Below are 18,522 nucleotides of genomic sequence, written 5' to 3' on the forward strand. Positions count from 1 at the left end.
CTAGGCGGGTTTTTTTATATCCGAAACGCGTTACTTGCTGCTGCAGCTTTTGCTGCGGTCGAACGCGATCTTGCCGTCCGGCACCACCGCTTTTTCAATCTGCCCCTCTTCCATCGACGGCTGCACGCTGAAGTGCGCGTTGAAAGTCAGGAACACCGGCTCGCCGGCAGTCTTATTGGCCTTGGCGTAACCTTGCTCCAGCGCGATGTTGTTATCCACCGGGAAAGTGATGCCGGTGGCGCAGTCCTTGAAGACTGCCGCATCCGCCATATAGGTATAACTGCCTTTCATCACCATTGGCGTTTTAGGCAACGGCTTTTCGACCGGCTCCAGACGGTAATTCAGCTTGGACTCGATCGGCGCGCCGCTGCGATCCAGCATCTCCAGGCTCTTGCCCACCGGACGGAAGTAACGTTTTTCACCGGTGCTGTCGGTCAGCACCAGCTTATCCGCAGTGCGCGCCCATTTGCCATAGTCGGCAAAGGTCTGATCGCCGTCTTTAGTGCCGCGATAGGTTTCCTGCAGCACAAAGGTGCCGTCTTCATCCAGGAACAGCGCCGTATCCAGCCCGCCGCAATCGGCGCAAGGCAACAATCCTTGATAACTCTGCGGCATCGCCTGCAGCGGTTGTTCCTTCGGCTGATAATGATTGTTGCATCCCAACAACGAGAGTGCGCCTGCCGCCAAGAACAGGGCTACCGTAATTTTCGTCACAGGTATTCTTCTACTGTGTTCATGTATTCCTAAGTGCGAACCTTGCCGCGCAGCGCCTTGGTGGCGCCTTTACGCGCCTTGCCTTCCAAACGGCGCAATTTCGCCCCTTTCGTCGGCTTGGTCGCCTTGCGCGTTTTTTCCACCACCATCGCCTGCCGAATCAGCGCGGCCAGCCTGGCCAACGCCGCTTCGCGATTCAATTCCTGACTGCGATACTCTTGCGCCTTGATAATCACCACGCCATCGGCGGTAATTAGATGGTGATTCAGCGCCAGCAGCCTTTCCTTATAATACTCTGGCAGGCTGGAGGCCCGAATGTCAAAGCGCAAATGGATCGCCGTTGAGGTTTTGTTCACGTGCTGGCCGCCCGCGCCCTGCGCGCGGATCGCCGTCAACTCAAGCTCATTATCCGGTATGGCGACGTTTCTTGACAGTTCCGCACCGGTCACACCTGTGCCGCTGCCACTCGGCAAACTGGATTTCCAGACTATTCTGAGCATCGGACAGCCAAATAGTTCCCTCCTGCAGCGTCGCCTGCAGCGTCATGGTGCGGCTGGCCAATGCCGTCAGGCGCGCCAGCTGTTCGTCATCGAGGAAGCGCACGCTCAGGTTCTTGTAGCCGGCCACTTTTCCCTGCATCGCCTGCCACCACACGTGCGCGGCGCGCTCGCCGTAAGCGTACAAGACCACGCGCGGCGACTGGTTGCAGGCCTTGCGGATGCGTTTTTCGTCGGGCAATCCCATCTCGATCCACATTTCCAGCCCGTTGTGGTCGTTGCGCTGCCAGATCTCCGGCTCGTCGTCGGCGCTCAGCCCTTTGGTGAACACCAGCCGCTCGTCGGCATGACAGATCCAGGCCAACAGGCGCAGCATCATGCGCTGCTCGTTTTCGGACGGGTGTTGCGCCAGCGTCAGCGTGGCGTCGTGGTAGAAGTGACGATCCATATCAGCAATATTGACCGCGGCTTTATAAATGGTTGCTTTCAGCGCCATGGGTGACCTCGTTATTATCCGGCGACAGTGTACTTGATCAGGGCCAAACCCCGCCAGCGCGGCCAGGCTGCGGCAGTGCGAAAGGCGTGCCGGGGTGCTGATAACTCCATAACAGCTGTGCTATAGTCGTCTAGGATAGGATAAAACTCCGAGAGCCTGCGCCTCATCGCGATAGTAGTCTTGATGATGCAGAGGTTCATATGGAGGAAACTGTGCATCAATTCTGTGGAGTTAGTACGCCGTACTTACGCCGAGATTGGCAGTGGAGATCTTGGCTACGTGCCTGATGCGCTGGCTTGTGCGTTAAAGGCATTGGACGATGTCGCAGCGAACGATGCGCTACCGTCCTCCGTTAGGGAACAGGCGGCCTTTGCCGCCGCTAACTTATTGGTGAGCGACTATGTTGATGAATGATGAGTACCAACCCATCAATTGCGATGACTACGACAACCTGGAACTCGCCTGTCAGCATAAACTTATTCTGAAGCTGGAGTTACGCGACGGAGAAGTGATCGAGGCCAAGGCGATCGACCTGCTGCAAAAGAAACGCGTTGAGTATCTGACCATCGAACAGAACGGCCAGCAGCGCGACCTGCGCCTGGACCATATCAGCAGTTTCAGTCATCCGGAAATCGGTACCGTGGTCGTCAGCCTGTCGGACTGAGCAGCGGTAACCCCATCCCAACAGGGCAGCCCAACGGCTGCCCTCGTCATTTACGGCTTCAGGCTGGCGTAATAGGCCGCCAGATCGGCGATATCGTCATCCGACAGCCCCGACACATAGGCCTTCATCACCTCGGCCTGGCCGCCGTTGCGCTCCCCTTTCTTGTACGCCTGCAATGCATGCTGCAGATACATGGCGTTCTGTCCGGCCAGATTCGGGTACATCGGCACCGTCACCTTGCCCTGCGCGCCGTGGCACGCCGCACAAGCGGCGGCTTTCGCCTGACCGGCGGCCGCATCCCCCGCCGCCAACGCCGGCAGGCTGAACAGGCCGGCGGCCAACAGCGTGATCCCCACTAACTTCATCAGTGCTCCTCGCGATTATGATTTTTTTCCCAGCGCAGTCGCCACGGGCGTTCACCTTCCGGCACCTGCCCCGCCTCACAGACAAATACGTCCAGCGCGGCGATCAGCTGCTCATCATAGTAAATCAACGGGATGCGTTCACGCTGCCAGGGGGGAATACCCAGCTCCTGCCACAGTTTTTTTATCGGCCGCGAATGGGCGCGCCCCACGATACGCACCGCGCCCTGCACGCCGCCGAAACGAATACTGATCTGCTGCGATGGCAGCGGCGCGCGCAGCGCCTGCTCGCCCTCGCCGGCGATCAGCCGCCCCAGTCCGTCCGGCAGCGTCAGCGTCTCGTCAGGGTGCCAGGGCAGGTGCACATCGCGCAGCGCCGCCAGCGGCGGCAACAGGTGCAGCCGGCCGCGGAAACGGCGGATCTGATAGGCGCCGAGCTGCAGCTGCGGTTCGGCATCTTCCCGGCTGAGCGCCACCTCCTCCCACAGACGCTGCAACTGCTCACGCGCCGGCATGGTAACGTTGAACAATGCGATCCAGCGCCGCAACAGAGCGAAGCGCCGCACCGGCGAACAGGCCGTCAAACCGTCGATCGCCAATGAGCGATCCGCCGCCAACAGGCTTTGCAGCGGTTCCGCCAGCAGCTCGTCCAACAATTGCTCCTGTTCGGCGCACAGGCTGGCGCTGCGCGCCACCGCCGAGGCGAAGTGCGGCCAACGTTGATTGAGCTGCGGCAACACCTGCAACCGCAGGAAATTGCGATCGAAGCGCGTGTCCTGATTGCTGTCGTCGTCTATCCAGGCCAAGCCGTGGCGTTGCGCGTAATTTTCCAGCGTTTGACGCGAGCAGCCCAGCAGCGGCCGCAACAGCAGGTGCTCGCCCAGCGTGGCGCGCGCCGCCATCGCCGACAACCCCGCCGGCCCGCTGCCGCGCTTGAGCGCCAGCAGAAAGGTTTCGCTTTGATCGTCGAGGTGTTGGGCGGTGAGCAGCGCTTCACCCTCCGCCAATGCTGCGCTGAAGGCGGCATAGCGCGCCGCTCGCGCCGCCGCTTCGATGCCGCCCTGACGGGCGTCCACCTGTACGTGCGTCACCGTCAGCGGAACCTGCCAGTCGGCGCACTGGCGGCGGCAATGCTCAACCCAGCGATCGGCGAAAACGCTCAGGCCATGATGCACGTGCAGCGCGCGCAGCTGCAATGCCGGACGTTGGCGGCGCAATTCCGCCAGCAGATGCAGCAGCACGCTGGAATCCAGACCGCCGCTGAACGCCACCAGCAACCGCTGCTGTGCGCCCAACTGGTCTGCCACCCGCGTCGTTAATTGATCAGTATCCATCGGTAGGCTTTGTCACTTCTACATAGCTGCACGTTAACCCCGCCTACCGTCATCAATCAAGCATTAACCGTCCGAGCCTGGCGTCGCGTCAGCAGCCACCAGCCGCCCAGCGCCGCGATCACCGCCAGCGCGCACCCGGCCGCTCCCCAGCCGATCTGGGCGAAAATGCGGCCATACGCCTGCATCGCCGCCCCCTCGAGGTGATCTTCGGCGGTCTGATTGGCGATGATGCCCGCCAGGTAGTTGGCGATAGAACCGGTCGCCAGCATATAGATGCCGGTCAACACGCCGGTGGCGCCGGGGATATTCAGCCGGGTGATCTGCGCCATCGCCACCGGATCGATAAACAGTTCGGCGAAGCCCATCACCGCCAGGCCGGCGATCATCAGCCCCATCGACCCCGGCCCGTGCAGCCGCGTATTAAGCGCCATCAGCGTAAAGCCGACGCCGATCAACAGCAGACCGAAGGCGAACTTGCACCAGATGCGCAGCGTGCGGTCGCCATCGCCGCTCGCCAGCCATGCCAGCGCCACGCCGCCCAGCATCACCGCGCAAGCGTTAACCGACTGGAACAAGGCGGTCGGCACCGTCCAGCCGAACCAGCGCCGGTCGACGAAATGGTCGATAAACAGGCTGATGGAGCTGCCGCCCTGCTGGGCAAAGGCCCAGAACAGCGTGCCCAACAGCATCAACACCACGATCTGCCACAGCCCCCGGCGCTGGCCGGCGTCCGCGCGCAGCATAATGCGCGCCACCAGCGCCACCGCCGCCACGCACACCAGCCCGAGCAAATAGCCGGCCCAGTCGCGCATAAACAACAGCGTGAAGAACAGCGGCGATGCCAGCAACGCCGCCAACAGCCAGCCCCAGTGCGGCAGGCCCAGGCTTCTGGCGCGCATCAGCGGGGCATTCACGCCGCGAGTGTGGCGGAAATGACGCCCACCCAGCAGGAAGATCGCCAGGCCGGCGAACATGCCGATCCCGGCCAACGCAAAGCCGACGTGCCAACCATAGCGCTCGGCCGCCAGCCCGCAGGCGATCGGCGCCAAAATGGAACCGACGTTGCCGGCGGCGTACAGCAGCGAGAAGCCCCCTTCGCGCCGCGGATCCTGGGCCGGATACAGCTCGCCCAGCAGGCAGCTGATATTGGATTTGAACAGGCCGTAACCGCAGATGATGATCGCCAGCGCCAGATAGAGCGACTGGGCAGAAACCGCGCTCAGGCCGAGCACGATATGCCCCAGGGTCATCAGCGCCGCGCCGGCGATCACCGCGACGCGGTTGCCCAGCAGGCGGTCGGCGAGCCAGCCGCCAAGAATCGGAGTGACGTAAACTAACGAAGCGTAAGCGCTGTAGAGATCGATGGCGCGGCTGTCGGTATAGCCGAGTTGGTGGGTCAGATAGAGGATCAGTAACGCACGCATGCCGTAAAAGCTGAAATATTCCCAAATTTGTATCGCTACGACATAGTAGATTGCGCGCGGCTGTGAGGGTGTTTTCATGGTGGTCTCCCATCAGTCGGTGAACGACAAAGGGGAAGCGCGAGGCCTCCCCTGTGATTGGCTGCGGTTATTTCGCCTTCAGCACTTTCACCCGATAACGTCCGTCCGCCTGACGGTAGGCGCCATGAATGTCGGTTTCAAAGCCCGGATAATGCGCGCCGATTTCGCACAGCATCTGCAGGAACTCCAGCACCGGCCGGCTCTCCTCGGTCAGCATTTCGCCCGGCATCACCAGCGGCACGCCCGGCGGGTATGGGAGGATCATATTGGCGTTGACCTTACCGACCATCTCTTCCAGATAGACCTCTTCCACTTCGCCGTGCAGCTCTTTCTGGAACGCCTGGTACGGATTCATCACCATGGTTGGCAGCACTTCGAACGCGCGGTACATCAGGTCCGGCAGGTTGTGTTGCTCCACCAGGCGGTGAATGTTCTGTGCCAGATCCTGAATGCGCATGTTTTCATAGAAATCAGGCGCTTCCTGATACAGCGAAGGCAGCATGTTTTTCACCCGCAGGTTCAGGTCGAACGAGCGTTTGAAGTCGGTCATCGCACGCAGCAGGCTGAGCGCCTTGGTTTTGTCGATGCCGATGCTGAACAGGAACAGCAGGTTGTACGGCCCGGTTTTCTCGACGATGATGCCGCGCTCGTCGAGGTATTTCGCCACGATGCTGGCCGGGATGCCGAATGGCTGCATCTCGCCTTCCTTGCTCATCCCCGGCGTCAAAATGGTGACCTTGATCGGATCGAGGTACATGTGTTCATTGTCGATATTCTTGAAACCGTGCCAGGCGCTGTCAGAGCGCAGCGGCCAGCACTCCGGCTCATCGATGTGCTCCGGCTGCCAGACGTCGAAGAACCAGCCGTCGGATTCGACTTTCAGGCGTTTGATCTCTTTACGGAACTTGATCGCGCGTTCGATAGAGCCGTGGATCAGGCGCTTGCCGGCGTTGCCTTTCATCATCGCCGCGGCGGTTTCGGTCGAGGCCACAATGCCGTAGTGCGGCGAAGTGGTGGTGTGCATCATGTAGGCTTCGTTGAAGGTTTCTTCGTTGATGTCGCCCTTCACGTGGATCATCGATGCCTGCGAGAAGGCCGCCAGCAGTTTGTGGGTGGACTGGGTTTCATAGATCACCTTGCCCTCCACGCGGCCGCCGCTCATGCCACACTTGCCTTTATAGATCGGATGGAAGTTGGTGTAAGGCACCCAGGCGGAATCGAAGTGGATAGACTTCACGTCCAGGGTGTTCTTGATAAAGTCGGTGTTGTACAGCAAGCCGTCATAGGTGGAGTTGGTGATCACCGCGTGCACCGGCCAGGTGGCGTTCGGGGTCTCCTTCACGCGTTTGGCGATGGTGGCGCGCTGGAACTCGCTCTGCGGAATACCACCGAGGATGCCGTAGGCGTTGCGGGTCGGGCGGAAGTAGATCGGCGTGATGTCGCTCATCATCATCAGGTGAGTCAGCGACTTGTGGCAGTTACGGTCAATCAGCACCGTGCTGCCCGCCGGCGCCGAATACATGCCGACGATCTTGTTGGCGGTGGAGGTGCCGTTGGTCACCATATAGCTGCGTTCGGCGTTGAACACGCGGGAAATGTACTCTTCCGCCTCTTTGTGCGGGCCGGAGTGATCCAGCAGCGATCCCAGCTCGGACACCGAAATCGAAATATCCGACTTCATGGTGTTCGGGCCGAAGAAATCGTAGAACAGGCTGCCCACCGGGCTTTTCTGGAACGCGGTGCCGCCCATGTGGCCCGGCGTACAGAAGGTGTATTTGCCTTCGCGCACGTATTTGAACAGCGCCTTGGTCAGCGGCGGCAGGATGGTGTCGATATACTCGTCGGTGTTCTGTTTGATCTTGGCGGCGATGTCGGTTGCCGCGCCGAGCGCATACTCGAAGAAGCGCACCTGCATGCGCAGATCGTTCAGGCTGACGTCCAGCGTCGAATAGGTGTTGGCGAATGCGTACAGCGGCATGTATTCGTTCAGTTGGCTGATCTCTTCGCACAGCTCCAGGTTGTATTTGTCCTAGTCGAAGATCACCCCGCACAGACGGGCGTTGTTCTCGATCAGTTTCAGCAGGTCTTCGCGATCGTTAGGGTAAACGATGCGGAAATCCAGACTTTCCAGCGCCTGATGCAGTTCACGGATGGGCTCTTCTTTGAAGTAGACACCCATGTGATTCATGATGGCGATAACGTTCATATGCATTTCTCCTGGCAAAGCAAGCCCCTTCCCGTCGCGGCTGACAGGTCGGAAAGAAAGGGGCTGGGTAAATTCAGTCGGTCAGCGGACGCGAATCAGTGCGCTTTGGCCGTGGTGTTTTCATCGACCGCCGCGGCGTTGGCAGCCTGGCGGGTATTCATTTTCCGGGCGTAGAACATCAGGATAATCAGGCTGATGATAAAGGTGCCGGACAGTTCGAAAGAGTTGGCGCCCATCAGCGCGATGAAGCAGAAGCCGCAGCCGCACACTGAAGCGATCAGGCTCAGCAGGTTGCGCACGTTGACCCCTTCAAAGCGGATCAGGTCTACGCAGGAGTAGAAGTAAGGCAGCATGGTCAGCAGCACCGCGATGCCGGTCAGCTCGCCGAACAGGTCGGAGGCTTTGCCGCCGGCGGAGCTCATCAGGGTGATCAGCACCATCAGCGCGGTCATTTTGCAGCCAGCCAGCAGCAGGCCTTTCTTCGGAATGCCGTTTTTATCCAGCTCGCCGTACACTTTCGGGAAGTTACCGTCGTTGGCGGCGCGCACCCCGGCCTGGCCGACCAGCATCATCCACGAACCGAGCGAGGTCAGGCAGGCGAAGGCGGTGAAGGCGGAAACCATCGGTGCGGCCCAGTTGCCCATAATCGCCGAGGCGCTGATGGCGAACGGCGCGCCGCTGGCGGCCATTTCGGACGCCGGGAACATGCCGCTGATCACCTGGGTGGCGGCAATGTAGATAATGCCCGCCAGACCGGTGCCAAGCATGGTCGCCAGCGGTACGGTGCGTTTCGGGTTTTTCACCATGCCGGTGCTGACCGCCGCGGACTCCACGCCGATGAATGCCCACAGGCACAGCAGGATGCTTTTGATGACCGCATGGCCGTCGGTGGTGCCGGAGGTATTCCAGTTAGCCTGGTAGGTGGCGGCGTCAAACCAGTGCCAGCCGAGGGTGGCGGTCACGATCACCGGGATCAGCACCAGCACCAGGCCCAGCGTGGTCAAACGGCTGACCCAGGTTCCGCCCAGCATGTTCACGAAGGTGAAGACCCACACGATGGCGATACAGGCGATGCCGGCGGGCACCGGGTTGTTCAGCGCCGGGAAGAAGGTGGAGAGATAAGAAACGGCGGTAATGCCGATGGCCAGGTTGCCGATCCAGTTGGCATGGTAATAAAGCACGCCGGTCTGGAAACCGAAGGCCGGGGAAATTTCACCCGCGTAGGCGATAGGGCCGCCCTGCTGCGGGTTTTTGGTGGCGAGGCGGGCATAGACATAAGCCAGCGACATCGCCCCGATAATCGAGATCACCCATCCCCAAATAGCGATGGATCCGAGACTCGCCAGGTTGGCGGGCAATAAGGCAATCCCGCTCCCCATCATATTACCGGCGACCACGCCGGTGCAGGCAATAAGCCCTATTTTCTTGGGTGAAGCCATGGTCAGTTTCTCCTGATTTACGTTTCTTATAAGCCACACCCATAAATAAAAGATTTTAATGAGCCGGCTTGATTGTCAGGATGCTAACCATCGGGGGGAATAAAGTCCTAAAGATAAAGTGAGATTACGCTCATGATCATACAAATGATAACCTGAGGTTTTTCATTAACACATCAAGATAAAAAGACAGGCTAAAGAAAAGATAAACATCATTTAAAAACAAAAAGATGACAAGGTTAATGACGCATAGCAAATGGCAAAAAAGAAATAATATCGCGCAGCAAAATAATACATTCATGCAACATTGCTTCACCAATAAATAACGCCGCCATGATTCCCGAAGAATAAGGGCGGCGTGATATTGGATTAATTATTGGCGCTGATAGTTATTTAAATAAGGCACTACGTTGGTCAATGACGTCTGGAATACGCCATTGGAGATCCAATGCAAGGTATCCTCACCGGGGCGAAGATTGAAGGCGGTAATATAAGAGTCGGCCGCCAAATGATTCTGCCCCTGCATTTCATACACCTTGCCCAGCAGCACATAATTCAGCCACGACATTTGCAACTCAATCCCCAGATCGATCGCCCGGTGCGCCTCGTCAATCCGCCCCTGCGTCAAGGCATCTACCGCCAGAACTTGCTGCACGATCGGCGTGTTTTTCAATTCCGGGATCGTCGCCAGATGGCTGATATCGGCACGCAATTGAGCCAGCCCCTGGCTGTCGAACGGTTGATAAGAGTTGCGCAGCAGATCCACCAGCGCTTTTTCCGCCAGCAGGTAGTGGAAATTCGGCGCGCTTTTAATCAGCTCGCTCAGCTGCGCGCTGGCGCGAGTCAACGAATCGGCGTCGCCGTGGATCAACAATTGATGCGCCTGGTAGAAGCGCTGCAGCAGCGGCCCGTTGTCCGGCAGCAGCTGCGCCAGACGCTGTTCCAGCTGCGGCGGCCAGGGCTGTTTCAGCGCGGCGGACAGGCTGGAGAGGAAGTCGCTTTGGATCTTCAGCTGATTATCGGCGGTAATGAAGTAACGCTTGTCCAGCATGACAGAGCTGTCGGCGTTATCCACCAGCCGCACGGAGAGGAAACACTGCTGGGCGCGGTAGTGGCGCTGATTGACGAACTCGATATACAGCGACTTGCCCGAATTGCTGGGGCCGGAATAGTTGTAATTGGTTTGGTCATGCACCAGGAAGGTCGAGTAGGTGTTGAGCGAATCGGTGATCAGCTCGCTGACGCCCACCACGTAAGAGAGCTGGGGCATCCAGTTGCTGCAGCTCTCGCCGCCCTGGATGCGGATATCGATATCGCGCGGGTTGAGCAGCACCGGCATGGTCGATACCGGCACGCGCTGCGACAGCGTGGCGATGCCGACAAACGCCACGCAAACGCTGAGCGCCGCCAGAAACGCCAGCCACACCCAGAAGGTCGGGCGACGATAAAAACGCGGCTGCTTTTCGCCAGGCGCGTCAGACGGCGCGCCGCTTGCCCGGCGCGGCGGCACGTACGGCGTCTCGTCGTCATCATCGCTGCCGTCTTCCGGCTCATGCATGATCACCGCGATCTGCGGCGCCGGTGCAATAGCGGGTTGTGTCTTCTCCTCTTCACACCAGATCACCGACGTCGCCAGCTTATACCCGCGCTTGGGCACGGTGATAATGTATTCCGGGCTGTCGCTGTCGCCGTCTTTCAGGTACTTGCGCAGCTCTGAAATACATTGGGTCACCACGTGGTTGGTGACAATATTGCGCTTCCAGACGTTGTCGATCAGCTCGTCGCGGCTCAGCACCACGTCGGGGTGCCGGGCAAAATAACACAGCATGTCGATCAGGCGCGGTTCCAGCGTTTTCTGGCGACCATCGCGGCTGATGGTGTTGTCGGCAGGAGTAACCAGCCACTCCCCGACGCGAAAAGCAGGCTCTTGCATGGCGGAAATAACTCTGTAGGCATGTAGGGCAAGGGCGCGATCATAGCATAATCGCCCCCGGCTGTGGCCGCCGGGAGGCGATTAAGCCGTTAACTCTCGTATAATTCTAACGGTAAACCATCGGGATCGCTGAAAAAGGTAAATCGGGATTGGGTGTAGGGATCGACACGCACCGGTTCGCAGGCGACGCCGGCCGCCTGCAGATGAGCGATGGCCCGATCGATGTCGTCGACGCTGAACGCCAGATGACGCAGGCCACATGCCTCCGGGCGGCTGACGCGAGCCGGCGGCGAGGGGAACGAAAACAGCTCAATGGTGTATTGCCCGTTGAGCGCCAGATCCACTTTCCAGGAGTCGCGCTCCTCGCGGTAGACTTCACTCAGCAGGGTAAATCCGAGAATGTCGCAGTAGAAATGCTTGCTGGCGGCGTAGTCCGCGCCAATGATCGCGATGTGGTGCACCTGACGTAACGCCAGCATAGAAACTCTCTTCTGTTCGTTTTGATGAGGCACGGTATCCGGCGGCGACAATGCCGTCAATGAAAAAGCCCGACGTATCCTGCCAAACCGCCGGGCGCGTTATGCCATTATGGCTGTGGGGCTTTCAGCACCTTCACCAGATAACGCCCATCCTCCGTCAGCTTGGCGCCGTGGATATCGGTTTCAAACCCGGGATAGCGCTCGCCGATCGAACACAGCATCAGCAGAAAATCGAGCACCGCCCGGCTCTCTTCGGTGATCATTTCACCCGGCATCACCAACGGCACGCCCGGCGGATAAGGCAGGATCATATTGGCCGCCACCTTGCCCACCAACTGATCCAGATCGCAGGTTTCGACATTGCCGCGCACCTGCTCCTGGAACATCTGGTGCGGCGTCAGCTTCATTTCCGGCAGCACATCGAACGCCCGCTGCATCAGGCCTGGCAGATCGTGTTGGCGGATCAGGCGATGAATGCCGGCGGCCAAATCCTGGATGCGCATATGGCGATAGAAATCCGGATCCTCGGCGTACAGATCCGGCAGCATGTTCTTCACCCGCAGGTTGAGATCGTAGGCGCGCTTGAAGTCGGTCAGGCCGCGCAGCAGGCTCATCGCCTTGGTTTTATCGATGCCGATGCTGAACAAGAACAGCAGGTTGTACGGCCCGGTCTTCTCCACCACGATGCCGCGTTCGTCGAGGTACTTCGCCACCAGCGCCGCCGGGATCCCCTCTTCTTCCAGCGCGCCCAGCTCATTCATGCCCGGCGTCAGGATCGTCACCTTGATCGGATCGAGATACATATGATCGCGATCGGTCTGGCCGAAACCATGCCAGTTATCGTCCGGATCCAGCGGCCAGCACTGTGCCTCATCGATCTCTTCCGGCTGCCAGATATCGAAGAACCAGCTGTCGCTCTCCTCGCGCAGCCGCTGCACCTCCCGGCGAAAATGCAGCGCGCGCTCCACCGAACGGTTGATCAAACGGCGCCCCGGGTTGCCGCGCAGCATGGCGGCGGCGGTCTCCATCGACGCCACGATGCCGTAGTGCGGCGAAGTGGTGGTGTGCATCATGTAGGCTTCGTTGAAGGTGCTCTCATCGTAGTCGCCCTTGATATGAATCATCGAGGCCTGCGAGAAGGCGGCCAGCAGCTTGTGGGTAGACTGGGTTTCATAGAAAACCTTGCCGGGCACCCGCTCGCCGCTCATGCCGCTCTTGCCGTCGTAAATCGGGTGGAAGTTGGTGTAAGGCACCCAGGCGGAATCAAAGTGAATCGACGGCACCTCCAGCGTCTGCTTGATGTAGTCGGTGTTGTACAGCAGGCCGTCATAGGTGGAATTGGTGATCACCGCGTGCACCGGCCAGGTGGCGTTCGGCGTCGCCTGCACCCGGGCGGCGATGCTCTCGCGAGTGAACTCGCGCTGCGGAATCCCGCCGAGGATGCCGTAGGCGTTGCGCAGCGGGCGCAGATAGATCGGCGTGATATCGCTCATCATCAGCAGGTGGCACAGTGATTTGTGGCAGTTGCGGTCGATCAGCACCGTGCTGCCCGCCGGCGCCGAATACATGCCGACGATCTTGTTGGCGGTGGAGGTGCCGTTGGTGACCAGATAGCTCTGCTCGGCGTTGAAGGTGCGCGCGATGTACTCTTCGGCCTCCAGATGCGGGCCGGTGTGATCCAACAGCGACCCGAGCTCGGTGACCGAAATCGAGATATCGGCCTTCAGGGTATTGGCGCCGAAGAAGTCATAGAACAGGCAGCCTACCGGGCTTTTCTGGAACGCAGTGCCGGCCATGTGGCCCGGCGTGCAGAAGGTGTACTTCCCTTCGCGCACGTAGTTGAACAGCGCCTTGGTCAGCGGCGGCGTAATGGTGTCGATGTATTCCGCAGTGTACTGCTGGATGCGCTGCGCGATGTCGTCTGCCGCATTCAGGCCATACTCGAAGAAATAGAGCACCATGCGCATTTCATGCAGGCTGACGTCGAAAGTGGAGTGGGTATTGATAAAGGCATACAGCGGCAGGTATTCGTTCAGCTCGTTGATCTCGCTGCACAGCTCCAGGCTGTAGTCGTCCCAGTCGAAGATCACCCCGCAGATGCGGGCGTTGGCTTCGATCAACTTCAGCAGGTCACCGCTGTTTTTGGGGTACACCAGCTGGAATCCCATGGCGGCCAGCGCAGCGTGGAGCTCGCGAATCGGCTCATCTTTGTAGTAGACGCCCGTCGGGCCCATGATGGCGATGATATTCATCGGCAGCTCCTGTCAGTTAACGGCCAAGTCTCTATAACACCACGAAAATCCGACGGTGTGTAGCCAAAAAAAAACCGCCCGGAGGCGGTTTCTTGCAGCGAAACACAGAACTCAGCAGTAGCCGTAGTTCATCAGACGCTGGTAACGGCGGTTGAGCAACTCTTCGTCGTTCAGGCCATCCAAATCTTTCAGATCGGCGAGCAGCTGCGCTTTCAGCGCGGCGGCCATCGCCGGCACGTCGCGGTGCGCGGAACCGAGCGGCTCCGGGATCACCGAGTCGATCAGCTTCAGCTCTTTCAGACGCGGCGCGGTGATGCCCATCGCTTCTGCGGCCAGCGGTGCCTTATCGGCGCTCTTCCACAGGATGGAAGCACAGCCTTCCGGCGAAATCACCGAGTAAGTGCTGTACTGCAGCATGTTCACCTTGTCGCCCACGCCGATCGCCAGCGCGCCGCCGGAGCCGCCTTCGCCGATGACGGTGCAGATGACCGGCACGTTCAGACGCGACATCTCACGCAGGTTGCGCGCGATAGCTTCCGACTGGCCGCGTTCTTCCGCGCCCACGCCCGGATAAGCGCCAGGGGTATCGATAAAGGTGATGATCGGCATCTTGAAGCGCGCGGCCATTTCCATCAGGCGCAGCGCCTTGCGGTAGCCTTCCGGCGCCGGCATGCCGAAGTTGCGGCGGATCTTCTCTTTGGTCTCACGGCCTTTCTGGTGCCCGATGATCATCACCGGACGGCCATCCAGGCGCGCAATGCCGCCGACGATCGCTTTGTCGTCAGCGTAAGCGCGATCGCCCGCCAACTCTTCAAAGTCGGTAAAGATGTGTTTGATATAATCCAGGGTATAAGGACGGCGCGGGTGGCGTGCCAATTGGGCAATTTGCCAAGCCCCAAGATCGGCAAAAATCTTGCGCGTCAGCTCAACGCTCTTTTCACGCAGGCGCTGAACCTCTTCGTCCAGATTAATATCTAATTTTTCGTCTTGACGGCTGACTGCAGTCAGCGAGTCAATTTTCGCTTCCAGCTCTGCAATCGGCTGTTCAAAATCAAGAAAATTCAGACTCATAGCATTCCTATTTTAGTCAAATTCCAAGTCCACCTGCTCATTGCCTACCAACGTCCGCAAGTCGATCAACAAGCGGTCGGTGGGCGTCACGCGCCAGGTTGCGCCAAAACGCAGCTTGGCTCGCGCATCTTCCCGTTGATAGTAGAGATGCACTGGAATCGTCCCCGATCGATGGGGTTCCAACGACTGACGGAGACGGTTCAAAAGCTGGTCATCAATTTGCCTGTCAGTCAGCGAGATAGCAAGCCCGCGAGCGTATTTTTCCCGGGCTTCACTGATGTCCATTACCTCGCGGGCCATCATTTTAAGCCCGCCGCTAAAGTCATCAAAGCTGACCTGTCCACTGGCGATAAGGATACGGTCTTTTTCCAACAAATGCTGGTATTTTTCTAACGCTTCGGTGAATAACATCACTTCCAGACGGCCTGAACGGTCATCCAGCGTGCAGATGCCGATGCGGTTGCCGCGCTTGGTCACCATCACCCGCGCGGCGACCACCAACCCGACGGCGGTAGTCATTTTGCCCCGATCCGTCGGGTGCATGTCTTTCAAACGCTGGCCACCGGCGTAACGTTCGATCTCCTTCAGGTACTGGGTGATCGGGTGGCCGGTCAGGTACAGCCCCAGCGTCTCCCGTTCACCGTCCAGCACCACCTGCTCCGGCCAGGGCGCGATATTGGCGTAGGATTGCTCCACCTGCTCCGGCGCTTCCGCCAGCACGCCAAACATATCCACCTGGCCAATAGCTTCGGCTTTCGCATGCTGATCCGCCGCTTTTAACGCGTCGCCGAGCGAATTCATCAGCGCGGCGCGGTGCGGCCCAAGGCGATCGAACGCCCCGGACATGATCAGTTTTTCCAGAATGCGGCGGTTCAGTTTCTTGATGTCGGAGCGCGCGCAGAGATCGAACAGGTCTTTGAAATAACCTTGCTCGCCGCTGTTGCGCGCTTCGATAATGGCTTCGATCGGCCCTTCCCCCACGCCCTTGATGGCGCCGATGCCGTAAACGATCTCGCCGTCGTCGTTGACGTGGAAGTGATACAGGCCGCTGTTGATGTCCGGCGGCAGGATCTTCAACCCCATGCGCCAGCACTCGTCCACCAGACCCACCACTTTGTCGGTGTTGTCCATATCGGCGGTCATCACCGCCGCCATAAACTCGGCCGGATAGTGCGCCTTCAGCCACAGCGTCTGATACGACACCAGCGCATAGGCGGCGGAGTGCGATTTGTTGAAGCCATAACCGGCGAATTTTTCCACCAGGTCGAAGATTTTCACCGACAGTTCGCCGTCGATGCCGCGCGCTTTGGCGCCGTCTTCAAAGCCGCCGCGCTGCTTGGCCATTTCGACCGGGTTCTTTTTACCCATCGCACGACGCAGCATGTCCGCGCCGCCCAGCGTATAGCCGGCCAGCACCTGGGCAATCTGCATCACCTGTTCCTGATACAGGATGATGCCGTAGGTCGGTTCCAGCACCGGCTTGAGCGACTCGTGCTGCCACTGAATGTCCGGGTAGGAGATCTCTTCACGGCCGTGTTTGCGGTCGATGAAGTTATCCACCATGCCCGACTGCAGCGGCCCCGGACGGAACAGCGCCACCAGTGCGATCATGTCTTCGAAGCAGTCGGGCTTCAGACGTTTGATCAAATCTTTCATGCCGCGCGATTCAAGCTGGAACACCGCCGTGGTTTCCGAGCGCTGCAGCATGTCGAAGCTTTTCTTGTCGTCGAGCGGGATGGCGGCGATGTCGATCGGTTCCAGCCCGGTCTTGGCGCGCCGGGCGTTGATCATCTCCAGCGCCCAGTCGATGATGGTCAGGGTGCGCAGACCGAGGAAGTCGAACTTCACCAGCCCGGCGTATTCCACGTCGTTCTTGTCGAACTGGGTCACCGGGTGGTTCCCTTCGGCATCGCAGTACAGCGGCGCGAAGTCGGTGATCTTGGTCGGCGCGATCACCACGCCACCGGCGTGTTTACCGGCGTTGCGCGTCACCCCTTCCAGCTTGCGCGCCATGTCGATCAGCGCCTTGACCTCTTCGTCGGCCTCGTAAATCTCCGGCAGCTGCGGTTCGGCGGCGAAGGCTTTCTCCAGCGTCATGCCCGGATCCGGCGGCACCAGCTTGGAAATGCGATCGACGAAGCCGTACGGGTGCCCCAGCACGCGGCCCACGTCGCGGATAACCGCTTTCGCCGCCATGGTGCCGAAGGTGATGATCTGTGATACCGCTTCGCGGCCGTACATCTCCGCCACGTGTTCGATTACCTGGTAACGCTTCTCCATGCAGAAGTCGACGTCGAAGTCGGGCATTGAGACACGTTCCGGGTTCAGGAAGCGTTCGAACAGCAGATCGAACTCCAGCGGATCGAGGTCGGTGATTTTCAACGCATAGGCCACCAGCGAACCGGCGCCGGAGCCGCGCCCCGGGCCAACCGGCACGTTGTTGTCCTTCGACCACTGGATAAACTCCATCACGATCAGGAAGTAGCCAGGGAAGCCCATCTGGTTGATCACCTTCAGCTCGACGTCCAGACGCTCATCGTATTCCGGGCGGCGCTGCGCGCGCACGTCAGGATCGGGGAACAGGAACTCCAGACGCTCTTCCAGCCCCTCTTTCGATTTGAGCACCAGGAAGTCCTCGGTGCTCATATCGCCGGTCGGGAACTGCGGCAGGAAGTATTCGCCAAGGCGAATGGTGACGTTGCAGCGCTTGGCGATTTCGACGCTGTTCAGCAGCGCTTCCGGGATGTCGGCGAACAGTTCGCACATCTCGTCTTCGCTGCGCATGTACTGTTGCGGGCTGTAGTTGCGCGGCCGCTTGGGGTCGTCCAGCGTAAAGCCGTCGTGAATGGCGACGCGAATCTCATGGGCGTCGAAGTCATCTTCCACCAGGAAGCGCACGTCGTTGGTGGCCACCACCGGCAAGCCGCGCTCGGTGGCCAGCGCCACCGCCGCATGCAGGTAGTTCTCTTCGTCCTGGCGGCCGGTGCGGATCAGTTCCAGATAGTAACAGTCTGGGAAATACTGCTGATAGAAGTCCAGACACTGATCCACCTGCGTCTGGTTGCCGCGCAGCAGGAACTTGCCGACGTCGCCCTGACGCGCGCCGGAAAGCAGGATCAGCCCTTCGCGATGTTCAATCAGCCAGTCGCGATCGATAGTCGGGCCGGCGGCGCCGTAGCCGCGCTGATAGGCGCGGGAAATCAGCAGCGTCAGGTTCTGGTAGCCTTCGTTGTTGCTGGCCAGCACCGTCAACTGAGCCAGTTCATCGCCCAGCTCTTCACTTTGCACATGGAAATCCGCGCCGATGATCGGTTTGATCCCGGCGCCGTGCGCGCTGCCATAGAATTTCACCAGCCCGCACAGGTTGGTGAAATCGGTGATTGCCAGTGCAGGCATGGCTAACGCGGCGGCTCTTTTCACCAGCGGCGCCGTCTTGGCCAATCCATCAATCATGGAGTAGTCACTGTGGACGCGCAGGTGAATAAAACGAGGTTCGGCCATCTCCAGATACCTGATTGAAGGGGCTCAGCAGGCTGAGCCCGGGTTAATGCTATCGTCGAGCCCGGTCAGGCCCGC

Annotated in this window: 14 protein-coding genes and 1 pseudogene; 2 read left to right on the plus strand and 13 right to left on the minus strand. The window is 59.6% G+C overall.

The window, feature by feature from the left end:
- Positions 1-30 precede the first annotated feature (30 nt).
- From nlpE to IT763_RS18355, 3 genes are read right to left on the minus strand one after another with little or no spacing between them, the layout of a single operon-like run.
- Entirely contained in the window at positions 31-714 is a 684-nt protein-coding gene (nlpE, locus tag IT763_RS18345; protein WP_206194905.1) for an envelope stress response activation lipoprotein NlpE, read from the minus strand.
- 29 nt (positions 715-743) lie between these two features.
- A complete protein-coding gene (arfB, locus tag IT763_RS18350) occupies positions 744-1,163 on the minus strand; it encodes an alternative ribosome rescue aminoacyl-tRNA hydrolase ArfB (RefSeq protein ID WP_206194906.1) in 420 nt (139 codons plus the stop codon).
- A complete protein-coding gene (locus IT763_RS18355; protein WP_206194907.1) occupies positions 1,120-1,707 on the minus strand; it encodes a YaeQ family protein in 588 nt (195 codons plus the stop codon). Before IT763_RS18355 ends, arfB begins: the two co-directional genes overlap by 44 nt.
- A gap of 186 nt (positions 1,708-1,893) precedes the next feature.
- On the opposite strand from IT763_RS18355, the gene IT763_RS18360 reads away from it, so the two are divergent.
- On the plus strand, positions 1,894-2,121 hold the full coding sequence (locus tag IT763_RS18360; protein WP_206195462.1) for a YaeP family protein: 228 nt from the start codon (positions 1,894-1,896) through the stop codon (positions 2,119-2,121).
- Entirely contained in the window at positions 2,108-2,371 is a 264-nt protein-coding gene (gene rof, locus IT763_RS18365; protein WP_004931991.1) for a Rho-binding antiterminator, read from the plus strand. Before IT763_RS18360 ends, rof begins: the two co-directional genes overlap by 14 nt.
- 50 nt (positions 2,372-2,421) lie before the next feature.
- Here rof and IT763_RS18370 read toward each other — a convergent pair whose 3' ends face one another.
- The 10 genes and pseudogenes from IT763_RS18370 to dnaE form a co-directional block, all read right to left on the minus strand.
- Positions 2,422-2,736, minus strand: a complete 315-nt coding sequence (locus IT763_RS18370) for a c-type cytochrome (RefSeq protein WP_004931989.1) — start codon at positions 2,734-2,736, stop codon at positions 2,422-2,424.
- A complete protein-coding gene (tilS, locus tag IT763_RS18375; protein ID WP_206194908.1) occupies positions 2,736-4,067 on the minus strand; it encodes a tRNA lysidine(34) synthetase TilS in 1,332 nt (443 codons plus the stop codon). The genes IT763_RS18370 and tilS overlap by 1 nt, the downstream gene beginning before the upstream one ends.
- A gap of 56 nt (positions 4,068-4,123) precedes the next feature.
- Complete coding sequence (dtpD, locus tag IT763_RS18380; protein ID WP_048797211.1) at positions 4,124-5,569, minus strand: dipeptide permease DtpD; 1,446 nt, start codon at positions 5,567-5,569, stop codon at positions 4,124-4,126.
- 67 nt (positions 5,570-5,636) lie between these two features.
- Positions 5,637-7,775 (minus strand): annotated as a pseudogene (cadA, locus tag IT763_RS18385) (lysine decarboxylase CadA).
- Positions 7,776-7,870: 95 nt separating this feature from the next.
- Positions 7,871-9,214 carry a cadaverine/lysine antiporter gene (gene cadB, locus IT763_RS18390; RefSeq protein WP_049299752.1) on the minus strand — a complete coding sequence of 448 codons (1,344 nt, stop codon included), beginning with the start codon at positions 9,212-9,214 and terminating at the stop codon, positions 7,871-7,873.
- A 370-nt stretch (positions 9,215-9,584) separates the two neighbouring features.
- Complete coding sequence (gene cadC / locus IT763_RS18395; RefSeq protein ID WP_206194909.1) at positions 9,585-11,144, minus strand: lysine decarboxylation/transport transcriptional activator CadC; 1,560 nt, start codon at positions 11,142-11,144, stop codon at positions 9,585-9,587.
- An 89-nt stretch (positions 11,145-11,233) separates the two neighbouring features.
- Positions 11,234-11,623, minus strand: coding sequence for a VOC family protein (locus IT763_RS18400; RefSeq protein ID WP_206194910.1), 390 nt, complete (start codon positions 11,621-11,623; stop codon positions 11,234-11,236).
- Positions 11,624-11,730: 107 nt separating this feature from the next.
- On the minus strand, positions 11,731-13,875 hold the full coding sequence (locus IT763_RS18405; RefSeq protein WP_016929878.1) for a lysine decarboxylase LdcC: 2,145 nt from the start codon (positions 13,873-13,875) through the stop codon (positions 11,731-11,733).
- Between the two features lie 111 nt (positions 13,876-13,986).
- Positions 13,987-14,946 (minus strand): acetyl-CoA carboxylase carboxyl transferase subunit alpha, encoded by a 960-nt coding sequence (gene accA / locus IT763_RS18410; protein WP_004931972.1) that lies wholly within the window; start codon positions 14,944-14,946, stop codon positions 13,987-13,989.
- 12 nt (positions 14,947-14,958) lie between these two features.
- Positions 14,959-18,447, minus strand: coding sequence for a DNA polymerase III subunit alpha (dnaE, locus tag IT763_RS18415; protein ID WP_206194911.1), 3,489 nt, complete (start codon positions 18,445-18,447; stop codon positions 14,959-14,961).
- Positions 18,448-18,522 lie beyond the last annotated feature (75 nt).

This window comes from Serratia sp. CMO1, from assembly GCF_015689115.1.
GTDB lineage: Bacteria > Pseudomonadota > Gammaproteobacteria > Enterobacterales > Enterobacteriaceae > Serratia > Serratia marcescens.